Source organism: Gordonia sp. Swx-4, assembly GCF_030316175.1.
Classification (GTDB): domain Bacteria; phylum Actinomycetota; class Actinomycetes; order Mycobacteriales; family Mycobacteriaceae; genus Gordonia; species Gordonia alkanivorans.
In genome coordinates this window covers 2,667,097-2,687,025 of sequence record NZ_CP128197.1, presented here as the reverse complement: position 1 = coordinate 2,687,025, position 19,929 = coordinate 2,667,097, and the positions used below count along the sequence as shown (strand labels likewise).

General features: G+C 61.5%; 7 protein-coding genes. 1 reads left to right on the top strand and 6 read right to left on the bottom strand.

Features of this window, described 5'->3' with window-relative positions:
- The first annotated feature begins 204 nt into the window (after positions 1-204).
- Complete coding sequence (locus PWF70_RS12185; RefSeq protein WP_006358616.1) at positions 205-1,515, top strand: ISL3 family transposase; 1,311 nt, start codon at positions 205-207, stop codon at positions 1,513-1,515.
- Here PWF70_RS12185 and PWF70_RS12180 read toward each other — a convergent pair.
- From PWF70_RS12180 to PWF70_RS12155, 6 genes are all read right to left on the bottom strand, one after another.
- Positions 1,472-3,136, bottom strand: a complete 1,665-nt coding sequence (locus tag PWF70_RS12180) for a DUF262 domain-containing protein (protein WP_286352615.1) — start codon at positions 3,134-3,136, stop codon at positions 1,472-1,474. The two genes, PWF70_RS12185 and PWF70_RS12180, sit on opposite strands and share 44 nt — an antisense overlap.
- 6 nt (positions 3,137-3,142) lie before the next feature.
- The gene (locus tag PWF70_RS12175; RefSeq protein ID WP_286352614.1) at positions 3,143-3,415 is read right to left on the bottom strand and encodes a hypothetical protein; all 273 of its coding nucleotides are present in this window, start codon (positions 3,413-3,415) and stop codon (positions 3,143-3,145) included.
- A 39-nt stretch (positions 3,416-3,454) separates the two neighbouring features.
- Positions 3,455-5,695 (bottom strand): 3'-5' exonuclease, encoded by a 2,241-nt coding sequence (locus PWF70_RS12170; protein ID WP_286352613.1) that lies wholly within the window; start codon positions 5,693-5,695, stop codon positions 3,455-3,457.
- Positions 5,696-12,070, bottom strand: a complete 6,375-nt coding sequence (locus PWF70_RS12165) for a DEAD/DEAH box helicase (RefSeq protein WP_286352612.1) — start codon at positions 12,068-12,070, stop codon at positions 5,696-5,698.
- A gap of 170 nt (positions 12,071-12,240) precedes the next feature.
- Positions 12,241-16,872, bottom strand: coding sequence for an Eco57I restriction-modification methylase domain-containing protein (locus PWF70_RS12160; RefSeq protein WP_286352611.1), 4,632 nt, complete (start codon positions 16,870-16,872; stop codon positions 12,241-12,243).
- 3 nt (positions 16,873-16,875) lie between these two features.
- Complete coding sequence (locus PWF70_RS12155; protein WP_286352610.1) at positions 16,876-19,881, bottom strand: helicase-related protein; 3,006 nt, start codon at positions 19,879-19,881, stop codon at positions 16,876-16,878.
- Positions 19,882-19,929 lie beyond the last annotated feature (48 nt).

Below are 19,929 nucleotides of genomic sequence, written 5' to 3'. Positions count from 1 at the left end.
ATCGAGATCATTCTCTTGCAGGTAGTGCACTCGCTTTACCTCGTTCGGAAATGGGCTCTTCCGGATTGACGGTGCGTGAAACAGGTTCTACTGGCCACAAGATGTAGGTCGGATTTGCGGGTGTGAGCCTCTGCGTGATGTGGGCGGGTCCTGTGGTGTGAGGATGAAAGCTCCTACACACTCATCCGAACACTCACAGGACCCATGACGCAGCGTAGCGCTATTGCCGACACGATTTGCCGCACCATCGAACTCGGCGTCACGATCACCGATGCCGCCGTCGACGGCGAGGACCGCACCCACCTGTTCTGCCAGCTCCTGGACCCAAAGAACACGTGCCCGACCTGCGGGCGAGTGGGTCGGCTGCGTGATCACGTCGACCGGGAGGTCGCCGATCTGCCGATCGTGGGGCATCCGACCCGGCTGCATCTGACGGTACCGCGCTACACATGCGCCACCAGCGACTGCGCGACGTCGATCTTCCGGGCCGACCTCAGTGCGATCGTGGCCTCGCGTGCGCAGGTCACCCGCCGCACCACCACCTGGATCATGCGGGCGATGATCTGCGACAAAATGTCGGTCTCGGCCGCGGCCGCGGCGGTGGGGTTGAGCTGGAACACCGTCAACACCCTGGCCTGCGAAGCGGCCCGGACCCTGGCTACTGCACCCGTCCGGCTGTCCGGTGTGCGGGTCTTAGGGGTTGATGAGCACAAGTGGAAACATGTTCGTGGCCAGGGTGATTCAAGTTTCGTGACCGTCCTCGTCGACCTCACCCCGATCGTCGACGGGACCGGTCCGGCCCGCTTGTTGGACATGGTCGCCGGCCGGTCGAAAGCCGCGTTGAAGGACTGGCTCGACGCTCGCGATCAGGCGTTCCGCGATCGAATCCGAGTGGTCACCATGGACGGGTTCAGCGGCTACCGCACCGCCACCGCAGAGTCCCTCGACAAGGCGCGGGCCGTGATGGACCCATTCCACGTGGTGCACCTGGCCGCGGAGAAACTCACCCTGTGTCGCCAACGGGTGCAACAGGATACGTGTGGACATCGGGGTCGCAGTGGAGATCCCCTCTACGGTATCCGTCGGACCCTGCTGACCCGGATCGGGTTGCTCACCGACAAACAGAAGACCCGCCTGCGCACCGGCCTCGACGCCCATGACGAGCATGTGGCCGTTGCGGTCACCTACGCGATCTACCAAGACCTCATCGACGCCTACGACCAACCGAACAAGCGGGACGGGAAGATCGCGATGTACAAGCTGCTCAAACGCATCCACACCGGTCTGCCGACCGGGCTGGCTGAAATGGCGCAGCTGGGCCGATCCCTGTGGGCCCGGCGAGCCGAGATCCTCGCCTACTTCGACACCGGTGCCTCCAACGGGCCGGTCGAAGCCATCAACGGGCGCCTCGAGCATCTGCGCGGGATCGCGCTCGGGTTCCGTAACCTCACCCACTACATCTTGCGGTCACTCATCCACTCCGGCCAACTCGCAGAACACCTGCATGCACTCTGAATCCGGAAGAGCCCGGAAATGCGTGGCGGGTCCAGTCGTCCGGCATGGAATCTTGCTTCTCAATATTTGCGGTGCCCGCGAGTAGCTGCAGATTTGGCAGAAGATTAACCGTCGATAGGTAGTCGTCAATCTTCTCCTGCGGTACGCCTGCGTCAGTCAACTTTTTTCGCGTGAACTTAGACTTGGGGAAGATGTGGTCTTCATGAAATTTTTTCCCCAGATCGAGGCCAGGGTAGAGCACTGAGAGCACCGAGAAGGTCCGCTGGCCTGCGTACTTGAGGTTCAGCAGCTCATCAATCTCAGCAACATCGAACGTCAGGCTCTTCCCTGAAGCGGCCATCGCACCCTCAATCTCCATCGCCGGAAAGCCGCTCTGTGCTTCAGTACTTAAAACGTCCCGAATCCGCGTAAGTAAGGTATCGAGTCCCGAACCCCAGATGCCACGCTTGATCAGTGAACGAGTTACCCATCTCTGGACGGCGAGTCGGTCAGCTGCGTCCGCACTTGAATCGAGGTACGAGTCACTGGCTTTCCTCAAATGAAGGTAGTGGGCGAGTGGAATGATGACACTGTTGGCCGTGAGGTTGCGTTCGTGGTAACCAAACTGCTGTAGAAGTGTTGCCGCTCGTAGAAGCGCTCCCTTTATGTCAGGCCAGACTTTTTCGACTTTCGTCATATTTGTTTGCGTGAAATTGGAAACTTTGAATCGGACATCTACTTCCGAAATCGTAAGCGCTGTTTTAAGCACGATATCTTTGGTGAACGAGAACTGGCGTCCGGCATTGCTGTTCAACTCACTTACTAGGGAACGCACTTCTTCCCGCGCATCCAGATCTTGCCATTGGTTGGTCGCCATCGACAGCAGGAGGTCGGAGTAGGAGAGCGTCGTCCCGCCGCTATTTACGCGCACAAAGATCTCGAGGACCTTATCTGGATCTTGGTCAGTGACCAGGAAGTAGTTCATGGGCTTTAGCACGCGAACTGCTTCGTAAAGGTCATAGAGTCGTTGGTGTGCCGCCGGTATATCGGCGATCCGACGGTCACCGATGGCCTTCGTCATGGCGGGTCCCGAGTTGCTGAGGGAGAGTATGTCCCCCACACGGAACCACTTATCCTCAGCATCAGGTTCAGCTGCGGATTCCTTGTCGGTGAGAAATCTCAGATCGTATCGAAGGCCGAGTTCCTCGTCTTTCGGATCATCAACCAGATTCAAGTATAGGTGTTTGGTCGGGAATGCGTCGGAACTGTTCCACCAAGCGTATTTTTTCTTTTCTGACAGGCTGCCATACAGCGCAATATTGAGTGATGTCAGTCGTTGCTGGCCATCAAGAACGGCAGTCGTGCCGGCCCCGGCTGGGACCGTAGCCTTGCCGGCGTAAGGGTAGTCGCGCTCGTGATAGTGCGTCAGAAACTCGTAGAACGTATAGGACTTGGCGGTTTCCGACTTGACATCCCAAAGGAGGAACGAGCCGACGGGGTATCCGCGCATCAAGCTGTCTACCAGGCGGATGATCTGGTCAGCGTCCCATACAAACTCACGCTGTATAGCGGGCATCAAATACTCGTGTGTGTGAATCGCAGAAAGCATCTCTTCGATGGTCTTGGGCGTCTGAAAGGACATGAATTCTCACTCGCTCGCCTGTGCGGGGACATGAATATCCCGGCTGGGTATGTTTAGTTCACGCTGGAGAACATTGATCAGCTTTTGCGCCATTTCCTCATCTAGTTCGATAACCTGGCTCGGCTTGGGCCCCGACTTCCGCATGTCTGACCCGTAGGTCGTGATCTTGAGAATCTTCCCTCGATCGGGGTCGTCCACGACGATGTACGTTCCGTCGACTTCCGACTGTGGTGGCCGGCCGCCGCCCTTTCCGCGCTCCAGCGATCTGATGAGTGCCATCCGCTTCCTTCGTTCTTGTTCGTAGCTGCTCGAAGCTCCCTACACGGCGTTTGCGGCGAGCAACTCCGACCGCGTCCCGCTCCACGTCACCACAAGCTCGTCCCGCGCTCTCGACGCTGCGACGTACAGAAGTGATCGCTCGCGTAGCAACGCCTCAGCCTTCTCTTCTTCTGGAACCGAACGGAGCGTCGCCGCTGACGGCACGTGTCCGGCGTCGACACCGGCGAGGACCACCCGTGAAAACTCCATGCCCTTCGATCGGTGCATCGTCAGCACCTGCACGTACCCAGAGGACGCGGGGTTGCTGTCCAGCGCGCGCGCCTCAACTCCTCGTTCGCCAAGTGCGCGTACAAACTGACTCCGGTCGTTCTGCCCTCGTGTCAGCACGGCAATCGTGGACTTGTCTACGCCCTCGTCGATCCACGCCTGTACAAGTTCAGCGACTCTATCGAGTTCGTCTCCAGCAGAATCACATTCGACGAGACGCGGATTGGGTCCCAACCGTGCTGACCTGTACTCATTTGTCGACTCTTCGCCCTGTTCGAGATCTTTGTACTCGGCCCCTGAAAGAATGCTCACCGCGAAGTGCAAGTTCTGGGCGGTCGTGCGATAGTTGAGCGTCAGTCGCCGCGCCCGACCAACGATCTTAATTCCGAACTTTGACAGGACGACCGGCTGGCCGTAGATCCGCTGGTGCGAATCCTCAGCTATGAAGAGGTCGTTGCGAGTCTCCGCGACCAGTGCTCGCAAAAGAGCCCAATGGGCCGCATGGAGATCCTGAGCCTCGTCAACAAGCACATGGTCAGCGACGAAACCGTGCTCCGACTCGGCGCGGACCCGAAGGTGCTCGGCAGCCACGGAGAGGACCTCCGGGAAGCTGAGGCTGCCATCGACTCGCTCCTGACGGCGGAATGCTTCGACCAGCTTCCACACGGCGATACGCTGTGGCCGGCTCAGCCTCACGCCACGTCCAGGACGAGGAACTTTCGCGTACTGTTCGAGCGTCGTCGTCCGATTTGCCAAAACGACCGACACGTACTCGTTTTCGAGGAATCCGGGTGTCGCGAGTTTGGCATCTAGCCCGCTACTGACGGACTGCACCACATCGCGCCAGACCTTGTCGGAGTTCGTCCGGTTGTGTGTCAACTCTGCACCTGGGTAGCCGAGGACGCGTTCAGCAGCGCCCGCGATGTCACCGGCGTGACTGAGGACCGAGTTTCCGAGCGCGTCGATACCGCTCACGTAGACGCCGCGCTCGCCAAGTCGTTCGGCCAGAACGATATCGGGATCGAGGGTTCTGAGTGCGGCTTTGAGGTCCGCGGCCAGGGTTCTGTTGTAGGTGGTAAGGACAATACGCGCGTCGGGGTTGAGGTTCGCGAGGTGTCGTGCGCGATGAATCGCCACGACGGTCTTGCCTGTGCCCGCGCCTCCCGACAACCGAAACGGCCCGCTGAAGTCTTTCTCGACGTACTTCCGCTGTTCGGGGTGCAAGAAGGTGCGCCACGCCGCGAAGTCGCCACCTTCGATGATCCGGCGAAGCTCCTCGTCATCCTCGACGAACGTGAACTGCATCTTGGAGGCCGGTTGTTCGAGCGCTTTGAGGATCTTCTGGTCCTCATCAAGGTCGTTATCAACAGCGGTCTCGGTGAAGCCGTGCTTCTCGCGAATCGTGTCGATATGTAGACCAGTTGCCAAGTCGAGGAGGGCGCTGCCCTGCCAACCGACCGCATTGGCCGCGATATCCACCAGGACGTCCTCACTCGACGCAGCAAGGGCCCGTTCCGCCAGCTCGGAATCCAGACCAAGTCGCTCGGTGAGATCCGGGAGACTGAACCGCTCAGCAAGGTAAGGCTTCGCCTCCGCCCGCACAGCGCGGTCAAGATCGCCTTTCGGGTCCGGAACAACCGTGCGCTTCTTACGATCGTCCTCGCCATCGAGTTCCCCGATGATTCCTTCGAGGACTCCATTGATGGGGTTGACTCGAAGCTGCGATCGCTCAGCCAGCTTGTTTGCTTCATCATGTGGCCACGTCCCCATGTAGATAAACGTGGGGTCGTCGCCAAGCTTGTCGTCAACCTTGAACAAGATCGCGCGAAAGTTGAGGTCGACTCGTCCGGTGCGTACCCGTGGGTCGATGGCTCCGTTGAGGGGTTCGATGTGAAGGCCAGGGGCGGTGTGATCCGCCGAGAGCTTCTCGATGAAGGCCCAGACCTTATCTTTGATGGTCTTGTCGAGCTTCTTCATTGCCTTCGTGTTCGACGCTATGACCAAGTTGGCCATTTACGACACCCCATTCCTTATCGCGGTAGCGATCGCTTCAGCATCCGGTGGGCACATCGTCCACCCCGCATCCGACATCGTATGGGTCGTCTCATCGTCGGGATCGAGGAAAACGCCGATGCCGCGATCGGCCCACGCAAAGTCCACCACGTTGCCATCCTCAGTCTCGTAGCCAAGCTCCGGCACCGGAACGTTCGCCGCGGCCAGGGCTAGCACCAGCTGCTTCTCCGCATCGGACACTGTGGCGTCGAAGACAACACGCCAGTCGTGAGTCAGGTCAGCCGAGGTGGGCGCCGAGGCAGGCGCCGCATCGTTCTGGCCGAGCAGGCTTCTCGTGGTGATCCGGTGGTTTCGGCTCAGGCCCAGCCAGTTGGACAGGCGCAGCCATTCTTTCCAGGCATGCCCGTCGAGGACCTCTAGTCGATCGTCTCGGTCGTCGAGCGCAAGGACTGCGTTAGTAGTGCGAATGCTGGGCCGCATGGTGGCGGTGGCAACCAACGGCCCATCGACGTATGACCAGCACATGTCGACGCCGTCGCCAAAGTGTGGAGTCTTGCCGTCCAAGAGGTCGAGAGCTCGGGCGCCGACGGAGTCACCGTCTCCCTTAGCTCGTGTGCCGCTGCCGACGAACATCATCGGTACCCACCGGCCCACCTGCTCCCAGGTGTCGAGATCGGGGTCCGTGAGGAACGACAGGAGGGTCGTGATGGGGTCGGCGGACAGCAGCTTGACGACGGTGGGCCGGAGGTTGCCGGCGGCCATGATTTTCGACGCCGCCTGCTCGGTGAACCACGGCGGTACCGGTGCTGTCTTGTCTTTGAAGCGCTGAAGGTCTTCATGTCCGAACGACCAGACGATATGTCCGCTGTCGCGTAGGACGGCTCGCTTGGCGGCGTCGTCGGCTACCCGGTTGCAGTCTGGCACGGCGTGAAACCTTCGCCCGTCGGCGAAGATCGCGATTCGTGGAATATCGGGATCGGTAGTCGCAAGTTCGAAGTCGGGTTTGGAATTGACCATATGAACCTGCGGGGTGAGCTTCCACGTGCGGATCGTCTTACCGGGTAGCACGATCGTCGCAGAAGGTCCGTAGGTGCCTGGAGTTTCCTTGACCGTCGCACCCATTGCGCGTAGACGTTCGATGAACGCGACGTAGAACTCCTTCTCGAGTGGCGACTCCTCGCTGCCCATTGGCCTGGATGGTGCCGACTCGGTCACGTCCGCAATCCATGTCTCTCGATTGGGTTCCGCGTCGCTGTCCACGGCGAGGAGATCATCGAGGATGCGCACTGCGGTCTTCCGAGACACCTTGTCGAGATCGTGCGGCGGAGCGAACGGCAAAAGGCACTTGTGGCAAGCCAATCGATCGTGCTCCGCGCAGTCACAGTTGCGGACCACCGTTCGCGCAGCGTCTAACACGGACCAGACTTTCGAGGGGTCCGAGAACTCGGCCAGATAGCCGGTGCCGCCCGGGACCGTGTCGTGAATCAGTAAGGCGCGCTGGCTCGGTGCGTGGAGGGCATCGGGGATCGTGGCTACATCAAGGTGCTCGGGCGAACCTCCGATGACCTGGCGTAGGCCCAGGAGAATGGCCGCGCTGAGACTGGGGTGTGCGAACTGGTCGTACTCCAGCGCTCGTGGCAGATGAAGTAGAACGCCCTGGGTGCGAAGAGTCCGGGCCAGAGCGATCTCTCGGACATGCTCGGTCGCCGCATTGCGGTGACGGCACCAGCTGCGGTGCTCGTAGCGGCTATTGCGCCCGGCGGCACGGTCGAGCTGTCCGCACGACGAGCACACGCGAAATAGTCCGGTTGTGGTTTCCTGTCCGGCGATCGTTCGGGTACCGCCCTGAGAGGTGCGGCGGCCCATATTGAGCCACCGAACATCCATGCGGCGCAGGTACTCGGCGCCGAACTCGAGTTCACCAACGAACCACGCGCGATCGACGTTGACGGGGTCGATGTCCGCAGCGGTGACGACGGTGAAGGACTCCTTGTGCCGTTCATCGCGCGCATCATTGATCGACGCTTCGTCTCGGCGCACCTCTGCGGAGACGCGAGCCATCTCAACCACCTGTAGCTGCTGGCTCACATCGGCGATGGCCGCGGTCCCGCAACGCGGGCACGCCGTCACCGTCGGTGGTTCCTCACCGGCGAGAGTGATTCCCGCCCAACCGCATTGTGGACATAACCGCCAGGTGTGGATGTTGGATTCGCCGGCGCCAAGATCGACGGCATCGATCCGGGCCGCCAGGCCCTGTGCGTAGAAAGTGGCGCCAGGAGCCAGTTCTGTCAGCGCAACGCGGGAGCCCCGCTGATAGCTGGTGGCCTCGCCCATGTACTGGTTGGTGTCGGGATCAATCCAGGTGACTCCCACATCGAGGGTGACGGAGTCATCGAGCAGCGTGTAGTTGGGGAGAACTCCGTAGCGTTCGAGGACGCTGATCCAGTAATCGTCTGTGAGGTCGTGAATCTGGCCGCCGAGCAGTCGCAGTGATCCCTTCGCGGTTCGCAGGTCTCGCAAGTCATCGTCCGTGGCGGCAGGCGATGATGCCCGGCGCTCGAACTCGGGCATCTCAGCTTCGACGGCGGCGCGGCGGGCAGTGAGCTCGGTGAGGTCGCGATTCCAGCGATGTACAGCCTCTTGGAGATCGGCGACGAGCTCGCTAGGCGAGCCATCGGCTCCGGGTATGGCCCACGCACGCAGAGAACCTCGAGCCTCGTCGTCGAGCACATCATTGAACTGAGCCAGAAAACCGTCGATGAGTGCGTCGGCATCGGTGGTTACCACAGCGAGCAGATCAGCCATCCAGCTACCGGGATCGAAGCTGCCGAGCACGGCGCGGGCGCCTCGGGGAGCGATGGTGTTGGGGTCGCGCGCGAGCCGGTCGATCACGTGCGCAATGTACTGGCGTTGCAGGATCTCCTCGGCGGTGAGGAAGGTGGCGGGCGGCCGGACGTCGCCCTGGATCACCGAGGTGGGGTCGTACAGCTTGGGTAGGTGTTCACCGCGACCGCGGACGAAGGCGAGGACCAACGAGTTGCCGGTGAGACGTCCGGCGCGGCCGACCCGCTGCAGGTACGACGAGACTGTCCGTGGCAGTGACCCGAGCATCACCGTGGACAGGTCGCCGATGTCGATGCCCATTTCCAGAGTGGGGGTGGCGACGAGGACGTTGGGTGCCTGCGGGTCGGCGCCGCCGCGCTTAAATGCTGTCTCATAGCTGAGTCGGGTTGCGGTGGGCAACAACGACGTGTGTTCGCGTGCGACGACGCGTTTCATCTCTGAGCTGTCATACAGCCGCCGGTAGAAGTTCTGCGCTTTCGGCGCGCGGGTGAGGGACCCGGGGCAGCGGACGAGAAGGCAAGGCGCACCGTCAAGTTGATCGACGACAGTGGCCGAGCCGGGCGTTGGGGTTTGGCAGACGCTGCACACCAGGAGGTGCCGGCCGGCGGCGAGATTGTCGTCGTTGGGGGCGGAGACGACGATCGCGGCGGCTGGTAGCCCGTACGCGGTGAGGCCGCTCTCGGTCAGGACCGCGGTGAGGACGCGCTGCTCGGCGAGCACCGAGAACAGTGAACGGGCGAGGAAGCTACCGTCGAACGGCGACACTCCCAGGCACTGCGACGCCCAGCGTGCGTACCAGGATGAGGGCGCGGTGATGGCGTCGAATCCTTCAGGGACCGAGCGTGATCCGACGGCAGGGAATGCAGCTGCGGGCCGGCCCTTCGGGAATGCGGGCATGCCTTCACCTTTGGGGCGAGCTCCCCAGACCCAGCGGCGATTAGCATCCTTCTCGACGTACTTGCGCAACCATGGGTGATGGATGGCTCCCCGGGTGCGGACGCGTTCGACGGTGCCGCGGACCCAGCGAGTGATCGCCGCCTGGTCCGGGGCCTCAAGCGCGAGTTGGTGTTCGGTGGCGTTGAGGGCGGCGCGGCCGAGCCGGACGGGACGTTCCGCGCCACCGAGGTCCACTTCGGCGACGGCGCTGCCGGTGAGTTCGAGGGTGCGGCCGAGGCGGGACTGCAGACCGAACTCCATATCGATGTCGAACCCGATACGGCGCAGCACCTTGGTGGTGGCCTTCTTGCGGGCCGCGGTAGACGCGTCGGGTTTCCAGAACGGGACGAATTCGTCGTGGTCGACGATGTCGGGTCCAAGTAGGTGGTAGCGGCGGATTGGATCGTTGCCGGCGCGGGTGATCACGGCTTCGCATAGTTCCGGCAGGGTGAGCGTCTCATCGCCGATCGCGCTGCGCAGGGTGGAGCGCAGGCTGAGGGTGTGCGAGCGGGCCTGCACGAAGCCGGCGCGATGCGCGGCGTCCTGCACGCTGTCGGTGAACATCAACGCCTTCTTTTCGTCGGCGTCGAGGCGGGCATCGCCGAAGAGGTTCGACAGGGTCACCGAGAGTTGGGTGGCGACGGCGCTGCCGAGGAAACGGATGCCGTCGGCGGCGCCGCAGGCCGGGCACATGTCGTTCTTGGAGTTCTCCTCCTCGTCCTCGCCGACGAGGACGAGCACCGGCAGTACCTTGCCTTCGAGCTGTTCGGTGCCGTCGGGATCGGGTGCGGCGTCGGAGATCTCGCGGTCGTCGATGCGGAACCAGCGCAGGCCTTCAATCTGCTCGTCGGGGCGAGTGACGGTAAGCAGGGCCTCGGCGGGCGCGGAGATGAGGGCCCGGAAGCGGGAGGCGCCGGCAGCGTGGTCGGCGCGGATGGATTCGTCGGTGACGTCGAGGGCGTGGCCGGTGGGGGCGAGGCGAGCACCCCACCCGGAGCGGCCGCAGTGCCGGCAGTACAGCGCGGGCAGGTGCATGCCTTCGCTGTCCTCATGGACACCGTCGTCGGACCAGCGATACGAGGTGCTGGTGGCGACTGCCCGGTCGATGCGGGATAGTTCCCGAATCCAAAGGTGTACATCGACATTCAGTGCGGTGCGGCCGATCTCGGCCCGCAGGTGGGAGAGCGCGGCGAACAGGTATTCGAGGAAGCGTTGCTGTGCGGCGAGCGCACGGCGGGTATCGCGCTCGGAGGCGGGGGTGTCGGAAAGTGCATTCGCGAGTTCGGCGAGGGAGATCGCATCGGCGGCGTGGACGAGGAGACGGGCCAGCAGCGGGTGGGCCTTGAGCAGATGCAGTTGTTCGACGGGGTCGAGGTGGCGCAGATCGGTGGGGGTGAGGCGGCGGTCGGTGTCGAGGTCGTCGGTGGCCGCGAACAGCTCGGTGCGCTCGAAGACTTCCGCCCGCTCGAACAGTTCGGCGAGGACGGCTGCGGTCAGCGCGGCGTTGCTGGGCGAGCTGGCGGCGAAGGTGTCGAGGCGCTCGGCGGCGTCGGTGACCGAGGGGGTGGTGGGCCGGTACAGACGGTCGAGGGCAGTATCGCGGTCGGCAAGCCAGTGGTTAGGCGTAAGGCGCGTTTCGCCAATAACTGCGTCAGCGTCGAACCGTTCCCCAAAGACGGTGTGTGCGAAGCCGAGCATTGCGGTGGGTTCGACTTTGGAGCCAAGGGTGGCGGAGGTTGCGACGGGGGTGATGGGGCCGAGGGGGTGGGCACGGTCGGCGTCCGTCACGGGAGAGGTGCCGGACCAGTGGGCTTTGATAGTGAGCCCCAGGCGGCGGAGCAGCATGGCGACGTCGGTGCCTTGCGCACCGTCGTAGGTATGGAATTCGTCGAGGACGACGTACTGCAACGAGTCCGCGGAGAGGCGCCAGATGTCGGCGCGGTCGGGGTGCAGCAGCAGGTGGTCAAGCATCTTGTAGTTGGTGAGCAGGATGTCGGGGGGAGCGGCGTGCATCAAGGAACGGTCAGTGATGAGCCCCTCATCGGTGACCTTGGTGCGCCCACCGGTGGACTGCTCGCCGGTGTACAGGCCGGCGGAGACGCCGGAGAGTTCGGGGTGTTCGGTGATGAGCCGGGCGAGTCGTTCGGCTTGGTCATTGGCGAGCGCGTTCATCGGGTAGAGGATGAGTGCTTTCATCCCGGTTAGACCGGAAGCCTTGGCTCGCAGGACGTGGTCGAGAATCGGGTAGAGGAATGCCTCGGTCTTTCCGGAGCCGGTACCCGTGGTGACGAGCGTCGGCTGCGGGCGGGCGCCGAACTTGGTGGACAGCCGCTCAAACGCTGCGGCCTGGTGGCCGTAAGGGGTGAATCCTGTTGGCCACCAATCCAGGTGCATCACCCAGTTGCCCCCGGCCGGTGAGAACGGGAGGCGCAGGCGGACGTAGGGACCTTTGAACATCCCGGTGTTGGGGTGGCCGACAAAATCCGACAGGGCGCCCTGAGCGTCCGGATCGGTGAGGGCGAAGGTGGTCGCGAGGTAGTCGGTGAGGCCGTCGCGAAGGCGGGTGGTTTGGAGGGTGGGTAGCAGCGCGCCCATTTCACTTCCTTTCAGGGTAGCCCCACCGACTGGGTGGACTGTATTGCTAAACCACAAATGAATTTCTTCAGGATTTTGACGAGACGTTTAGGCTACCGATTGACGCCTCTTGCTTATTTCTTCGTCTGGATACCAGTATTGAAGTAGGCTTGCACGTTGGTTGTCTCCAGTTATTCGTATGTTTCCTGACTGTATTTTGTACCTAAGGTGGAGCTGCCACTTTCGCTGAAGTGTTTATATGCGAGTCCCATTTCGCGTTCGCGGTCGACAACGACAAATGGCTCTTGATATGTGATACCGCAGGCGGTAAGCTCGGTTGATTGAATACGAGCGCCGTTCTTGTGCTTCGATGCTAGTTTGGCGGGCAGTGTCCGTCCATTCGAATCGAAGACGAGGCTCCGGTCGTTGTCTTGGAGTGTAGGAAACTGCGTCCGGAATATGGTGGATAACTCCTCGCTAGATACTCCCAGTATGATGGCTGAAATTGCATCGATCTCAATTAACGCTTGCCTACGCTCAAGCTGGCTTCGAAGTGGCGTATCGATGCTCCACTTGTTCTTGACTGCACCAATTTCTGCGAAATGGGGATAGCGTGATGCGAAGCTTGGGGTCCATGTATCTTCAGCCCATTCTGGGTCGAAAGAGGATTCCCAAAGTGCTGAAAACTCCTTTGTAAGGCAATTGAGCCGAAGGGCTCGGAGTGCAAGGTTGCGCGACAGCGCATGCGATTTGATATGGGGTATTCGGTCTACAGCACTTCCATTGATGTGACCCGATGTCGATACTTTGATCAAGAAATCGCTAACTATTGAGGACCATAGCCCAGCGGCGGCAACAAGATCGGCCTGCTGTTTGAAGCAGTATGAATAGATAGTATAAAGATGGGTTGGTCCCGGTGGGATGATTGCCGCTTGGAGGGTTCTCTCGGCTTTCTGTGTCACGAACTCTCGCCAGGCCAATCGGTAGTGCGTCGTCGTGTCAACGCCGCCGGGCCTCGGATAAGCGTTCATGAGCTCGCGTCGCGGTTTATTTAGAATATATTTCGTGCGAGGAATGAAATCTACGGTCGTCGACAGATGATCAATTGGTGACCAGTCGCGATTACTTCGGAGTGTTGGGTTTGGATGCTTATTTAGAGGATTTCCTGGAGAGATGTGCGGGCCCTGGAGAATTACATCCTCCCATGTGGTGGGGGTGATCACCTTTAGTGCAATATTCTTGTTCTTTTCATCGGTCGTTTCGTTCCACCCGTACACGGCTTTATTGGACAGCCTTCCTGCACGAGGATGTCGACCCAGGCGGAGCAGCACTTCAAGAACTGTGTCGTTCACCATATAACACATAGCTGTGTGCTCAACGGGTTCACCGCCGTCTATTGCGCGAATCTGTGCCCATTTATCGAGCATCCCACGGTCGACTTGGAAAATTCTCCGCCTGTGTGGTCGTGTATCCCATTCGCCATCGCGATTCTTTATTCCGGGAACTTCTCCGGCGCCGTCATGAATAAGCGATCGTTCGGCTGTTTCAGGTGTGAATAGTGAGGATGCTTGGAGGAAGTGAGGCTCTCTTTCGCCGCTGTAGATGTGTACCCCAAACTCTTTGTTGTTGTCGATATCAAAGAGCTTCTTCTCGTTCCGAAAATGCCAGTGTCTACGGAGGCGCCTGTATGCTTGTCGGCGAATTTCCTTCGAGTCCTCATTCACCAGGTGGCCTTCGGGGTGAATTAGCGCAACGACTCCATTCTCTTTCTGATTCGCCCATGTAGCGGAAATGAAGCAAGGGTAAAGATCGGTGCGGACCCCGTCCAATAACGGCCACTTGACTTCTGACCCGAGATACTCGCTCCCGCCTGCCTGGGTTGATCGTTCTAACAGCACTGATGTTGAAATTGAGGGGTTTGACATTAGTGCTTTGGAGCTGCTTGGCCCGCTTTCGGCCACATTAGTGCTCGCGAGTTTCCAAATCGGATCAAACTCGGCGAAAGTGCCGGCCTGGTCCCAGTCAGGCCTGACCCACGGCGGGTTGCCAACCTGCAGATCGAAACCGCCTCGAGCGAACACCGGCGCAAAATCTAGGGTCCAGTGGAAGTAGCCTTGCGAGTCGGCGGTTTTGGCGGCGATTGTTAGCCATGGGTATGTACGGAGTGCAGTGTCAATGGACATCGCCCGGGCAAATGCCCGGTCAGTGTCTTCAGCGATGTCGAGTTCATGCCAGTCCAGGTCACCTGCGAGGCTAGTTTGTCCGTACTTCTCAAATCTACCTTCTCTTGGGGATATCCCCAAGAGAGCCTCAAGCCCGCTGACCCATTCATCCCAGGTCGGCGGCTCGACGTCGGCGGTCAGCGGCCAAGACCACATGGCGCACCAAGCATCCATCACTCTCCGCAACCGACGGTATCCCCCATTCAGGTTACCGAGTACTGCCTCGATCTCTTCTCGGGTCACGCCCGAAGTTGGACCGACCGGGTCGGTGCCCCAGAGGTGGATATCGCGTCGGATCTCAGATTCCGCAATCGTCAGTCTGCGCAGCGTGATCTCCCAGAGCGTTTCCACGCGTTGTGCAAGCGCTTGCAGGCGCTTCACGATCGGTTTGCTGGGCGACTTGCGGATCTCGGTGCGCCAAAGTCGAAGTTTCTCACGCTTTTCCGGCGCGTAGGTCTTGGCTTCTAGGGTGTCGATGACTGCACCCCAACCCTCGGAGGGCAGTAAGAAGTGGTGAATGCCAGCACCAATTGCCTCGCCGAGCGGTACATCCGTTGACGGAATCTTGAGCCACTGCTTTTTCGACAGCCGACTCGGCGCGTACACGGACCGCTGCGCGCCGATGAGCGAGTTGCCTCGGCGCAAGTGCAGTCCGAACCACGGCGCCTGTAGGCCTGCAACCATCGTGTCGAGCCACAGTGAGACTTCCGCGAGCTCGACCGCAGTCGCGTTGAGGTCCACTCCATACACCTGGTGCAGCGCGATGTGTGCCTTGACCTTCTGTAGTTCGACTGGGTACTGGTCGGCGTCGATTAGCTTCCCGAGGTCTTCCTGCTTGCGCTTGAGGTACTCAGCAGCGAGCTGGCGAACCGCTTCGATCGCGAATGCTCCCGATCCGAGCGCAGGCTCGCAGATACTGAGCTGCAGAACTTGTTCGGGGGTTGTGCGTTCGTTGCCTTGGTCCAAAAGCTCCTCGAGGGCCTGTGAGACGACGAACTTTGTCATGAGATCCGACGTGTAATAAGACGCTGACTGCTGGCGTTCGCGTCCAGCTAGCCGGAAAACGAAGGTGCCCTTTGGATGGATAGCTGGCTTGCCCTGGCCGGACGTGTCCTCGGGGTCGGGAACGAAGTGTTTGGGCGGCAGGTGATCGGCGCGCGTGACCGGCACGACCCATGATCCCTTGTCTGGTTTGCCGTCCTTGTCGAGCGATTTTGCGACCTCGTAGAGGTCTTCCTCCGCGAAGAAGCCGGTGTACGACATTAGGCCCTCATATACAGCTCCCAGCTGGTTGATGCCCAGCTCCGCGTAGGAGACGAAGCCGCGGTCGGCGCCCTTACGGCCTTTTGATTCCTGGGTTAGGAGCAGGTGTTCGAGCACTTGCTGAGTGGCTTCGTTCCCCAGGCCCACTTCGTCGATCAGCAGAGTGGATTCAGGTCTGAACAGGTCCGCTCGGAGTGGCTGGAATTCTAGACCGGGTGCCGGGTCGTCCCGGTTCTCATTTCGTGGTGCAGGGATGTGTCCGATGTCTACCAGGCGGAAGAGTGTCGCCAGTGACTCATATAGGTGTGTGCCATCGCGGGCTTGTCCTGATGTCAACTCGACGAGAGTCAGCTCCCGCAGTCTGTCGAGGCCGTAGCCCTCTTGGTATTCGGCGGCGCCGGTTGGCAGCACTCGCATCTCTGGGGACGCTTCCGCGTACAGCAGAAACAGGATCCGGTACAGGAATCGCAGTGAGTGCTTCGCGAGTTCCTGCCCGTCGATACCCTCGAGCGTCAGGCCCATTGCGCTGCGTCGCTTGACCACATCATTGGCGATGATTTCGATGGACAGTCGGATGCCCTCGCGCAGGTCCTTCGAGACTCCGACGGTGTGCTTCACCGATTCTTCGAGCACTCCTGTCCACCAGATGTTGCCGTCGGCATCCGGGAGCAGCGCCTGCTTGCCGAACATCGCGGCGACGCGGTCGATCTCGCCGCCCTTCGCCTCGTGGCGGCGCTCCGCGACGACAAGCAAGTCGACGGCGAGGTAGCGTCCCTCCGCCCACCGCTCGGCCTCGGCGAGCAGCAGCCACTGCCCGGCCTGCACCACCATGAACGCCGGCGGCGCATCCGATCGGAACGCCGCCGACACCGCCGTCGACACTGACTCGATTGGCTTGCCGTCCTCGATGGCCGGCACAATCAGCACCCCCGTCTCCGGGTCGAGTAGGTCCTCGATAGCCGCGACCGGAACCGCTTGTAGGAAAAGCACACTCGTGGTGCCGTCGAGCTTCGCGTCGGGGATCTCCAGCTCGGAGCCGGCGCGCTCGGCCGTGAAAGTCGACAGCGCGGCCGGGTACCCGAACGTGACCCGGGTCAGGGCGTGTGCCTCACGTGCGGTGTCCGGGCTCTCCGCCAGCCCGGCGAGCACGGTCTGCAGGGCGCCTGCGGCGGCAAGTAGACCGTCGCGAACCGTCGTCCGACCCTCTTTCTTCTCCGCGTCCCACAGCTTGCGGAGCTCCAGCACCTTGCCGTGGAACGACTCCTTCGCCGAGTCAGTGGTGAAGTAGTGCTCGCTGATCCAGTCCTCGCCGATGACGATGGAATCGAGAGACGCCACGACCTACTGGTCCTTTCCGGAGGTGCTCGGCACGATGACTAGCAGGGGCCGCACCAACTGCTGAGTGGGAGCCAGTGATTCAGCGAGGCGCTGCTCCTCCGCGATCCGGCGAGACAGGGTGTCCACCTTCTTTCGTTGACCGCCGAAGAGTTCGAGATGTTCGGCGCCCGTACGCCACCGATCAGCACGCCGCCGCCACCGTTCCAGTCGCGCTGTAGCAGCGGACTCCTGTGCGGCTAGTACCACCTGCATCGCTCTCGACGCTTCGTCCACCGCCGTCGGAACCAGCGCCCGATACCGTTCCACGTCGGCGACCGCGCCGGGGTTCGCCGATCCCGGCCGCAGCCCCGTGTCGGAGGTGAGGAAATCGAGGCTCCGCAGCGTCTCCACCGCGCAGAACGATGGATTGCTCGGATTGGGGAACTCGGCCGTCGAGAACACTCGCGAGATCAACTGACCGCGCCGGTTCATCAACGTCCCCATCAGCAACACGGTAGGGGAGTCGACGTCGCCGCGAATCACGAAAATTTGATTGCGCCCCAACGCGCTTAACGCGCGGTCACTGGCCCAGTCCAGCACCGGATGCAGCGGCCCCAGGTAGTGCGCCTCTGGCCACGTCGTGTTTGCGACGCCCTTGCCCTCGCGGGCCGCGGCGAGCTGCGCGTTGCCGACCTCCGGGGAGGTGGCGAGGGTGAGCCGTTCGAGGACCTTGCCGTGCTGCAGGTAGTTCTGCGGCAGCTGCACGAGACGTTGCCGCAGATCCCGCGGCGGCGTCAGCTCCGCGACCGCGTGGTTGGCATGCACCGTCCAGCCGACGCCGCCGGCCTCCAAGTTCGCGTGCGGCACGTCGTGAAATGCGGCCTTGAGAGCCTCGTCGAGGAATGTGAGGTCGTCGGGGTACAGGCTTTGCCGCGGGGCTTGCTGCAGTGCGGTCGTCGGATCGTCGTCCGGGGTTTCCTCGAGGTCGAACTGCGCGAAGAACGCGTCGAGGTCGTCGCCGGCGGCCACGTCTTCGACGTCGCGGATTTGCTCGTCGAGAGTCGACCTGCCGATCAGGACGTCGCGGATCGCGTTCTCCTCGTCGGTCACGGAGTGCTTGCCCATGAGGGACGCGACGTCACCGAGGGTGCCGTGCGCCTGGTTCTCCCGCTCAAGAAGGCGAGACAGCACACGCAGGTCACCGGAGAAGTCAGGGTCCGACGGTTGGAGGATGAGTGACGAGATCACCGGCGGATGCTTCTGCCCATAGCGGTCAACGCGGCCGTTGCGCTGTTCGATGCGGATCAGTGACCACGGAATGTCGAAGTGAATCAGGTGGTGACACTGCGAGTGCAGGTTCACGCCTTCGGAAGCGACATCGCCAGTAACCAGCACGCGAATGGGCGAGGTTTCGAGTTTGAAGCTGTCGACAATCTCCTGCTGTTCGACGTCGGACAGGCCGCCGTGCAGCATCGCGACGTTCTCAGGCTTGAGCCCGAGTTGCTTGGGCAGGTGGTCGGTTAGCCACCGAAGGGTGGCCACTCGCTCGGCAAAGACCACGGCTCGCATCGGCGACTTGGCGCCGACCCCGATCTCCTTCAGCCGCTGAACCAGGGCCGCCTGCTTTCCTGCTGAGTCGTTGAGTGCCTTTGCGTTCAGCTCGTCGAGGGTGTTGAGGGCGGCGAGCTCAGCGGCTTGTTCCGGGACGGACGTGTCGAGCTTGGTTCGACGCTGTCTGATCGACTCTGCAAGTGCAGCAGGGGAGGAGAGGAACGCTTTGGCCAGGGTCCACGGAAAGAGAGCCTTCGTCTGACCTGAGTACGGAGAACGACCGCTCGCTGGGTGCAACCACGTCTGGGCGAGTTCGCTGGCGACGGCGTCTTCGGCGGACGACGGAGCCACTAGTTTGTGCACCGGCTCGGCTCGCTCAGCCCAGTCACTGCCGACCTCGGCCGCAACCTCCGGATGGTGCCGGTGTCGTCGAATGAGTAGTGAGGCGACGTCGTCCTTGGTAAACGAACCGTCCGCCGCAACAGCGGTGGGATCCAGGAGGCGCAGTAACTCTGCGAAAGACTCTTCGCGACCGTTGTGGGGGGTTGCTGAGGCTAGGATGAGCGCTTCCGTGTTCGGTGCGAGCACACGTGCCAGCTCGTTGTTTAGAGTCCCGACATTTGTCAGGTTGTGCGACTCGTCGATGACCACCGCATCCCAGTGCTGACGCTGCAGGTGCGCCTTATAGCGAGGGCTCTTGAGGGTGTCGATCGAGATAATCGCCCGCTTGAAGTAGGTAAACGGGTTCCGGGTCGCAGGAAGCTTCTGCCGCACCTTCTGGATGCCGGCGGAGTCTAACCGCACGAATGGCAATGCGAACCGGCACCATAGCTCATGCTGCATCTGCTCCAGCACGTGCTTCGGGGTGACGATCAGGATGCGCTCGCCACGTCCGCGTCGCACCAGCTCCGAGAGGATCATGCCGATCTCGAGGGTCTTGCCCAGACCCACCGCGTCCGCGATCAGGATGCGCGGCCGGATGTGCTGTGGATCCAGGGCCTTCGCGACCGCGGCCCGCTGGTAGCCGAGCGAGTCAGCAAGCATCTGCGTCGACACCGTCAGCGTCTGGTCCCCGTAGGGGAATGGTGTCTTGCGTAGCAGGGCTTCAAGCCAGAGACGTGAGTCCCGGTAGCCCGACGAACCATCAGCGACAACCTCCGCGTCGCGCGGGTCCTGTACCTCGATCTTGTCCAGGCTGGAGTAGAAGGTCGCGGTCGTGTCCTTGACCAGCTCCGTTAGTCCGCGCCCCTTGATAAGCCACCCGTCGGAGCCCTGCTCGGCTGACGTCACCAGCCACTCCTCGTCGCGGACCACCACGATCGAGCCAGGTGCGACGTTGAGTTCTGTGGTTGGTGCAGAAATGGTGCAGCCCTCCGGGTAGCGACGTGTACTAGCTGACCGTATCGCGTGACTGAAACCCTTCGTCACATTGAGGCCCGTTGCGTCACTTTCGATGTAGCTCGTCCGGACGACACTCATACGATTGGCCTTAAATGTCAGTTAGCGGTGGCACAGTGAATCGCGCTG

What these genes read in the sequence shown, in the direction of transcription:
- PWF70_RS12185 (WP_006358616.1), top strand. Translation starts at nt 205, where the DNA reads ATGACGCAGCGTAGCGCTATTGCCGACACGATTTGCCGCACCATCGAA.
- PWF70_RS12180 (WP_286352615.1), bottom strand. Translation starts at nt 3,136, where the DNA reads ATGTCCTTTCAGACGCCCAAGACCATCGAAGAGATGCTTTCTGCGATT.
- PWF70_RS12175 (WP_286352614.1), bottom strand. Translation starts at nt 3,415, where the DNA reads ATGGCACTCATCAGATCGCTGGAGCGCGGAAAGGGCGGCGGCCGGCCA.
- PWF70_RS12170 (WP_286352613.1), bottom strand. Translation starts at nt 5,695, where the DNA reads ATGGCCAACTTGGTCATAGCGTCGAACACGAAGGCAATGAAGAAGCTC.
- PWF70_RS12165 (WP_286352612.1), bottom strand. Translation starts at nt 12,070, where the DNA reads ATGGGCGCGCTGCTACCCACCCTCCAAACCACCCGCCTTCGCGACGGC.
- PWF70_RS12155 (WP_286352610.1), bottom strand. Translation starts at nt 19,881, where the DNA reads ATGAGTGTCGTCCGGACGAGCTACATCGAAAGTGACGCAACGGGCCTC.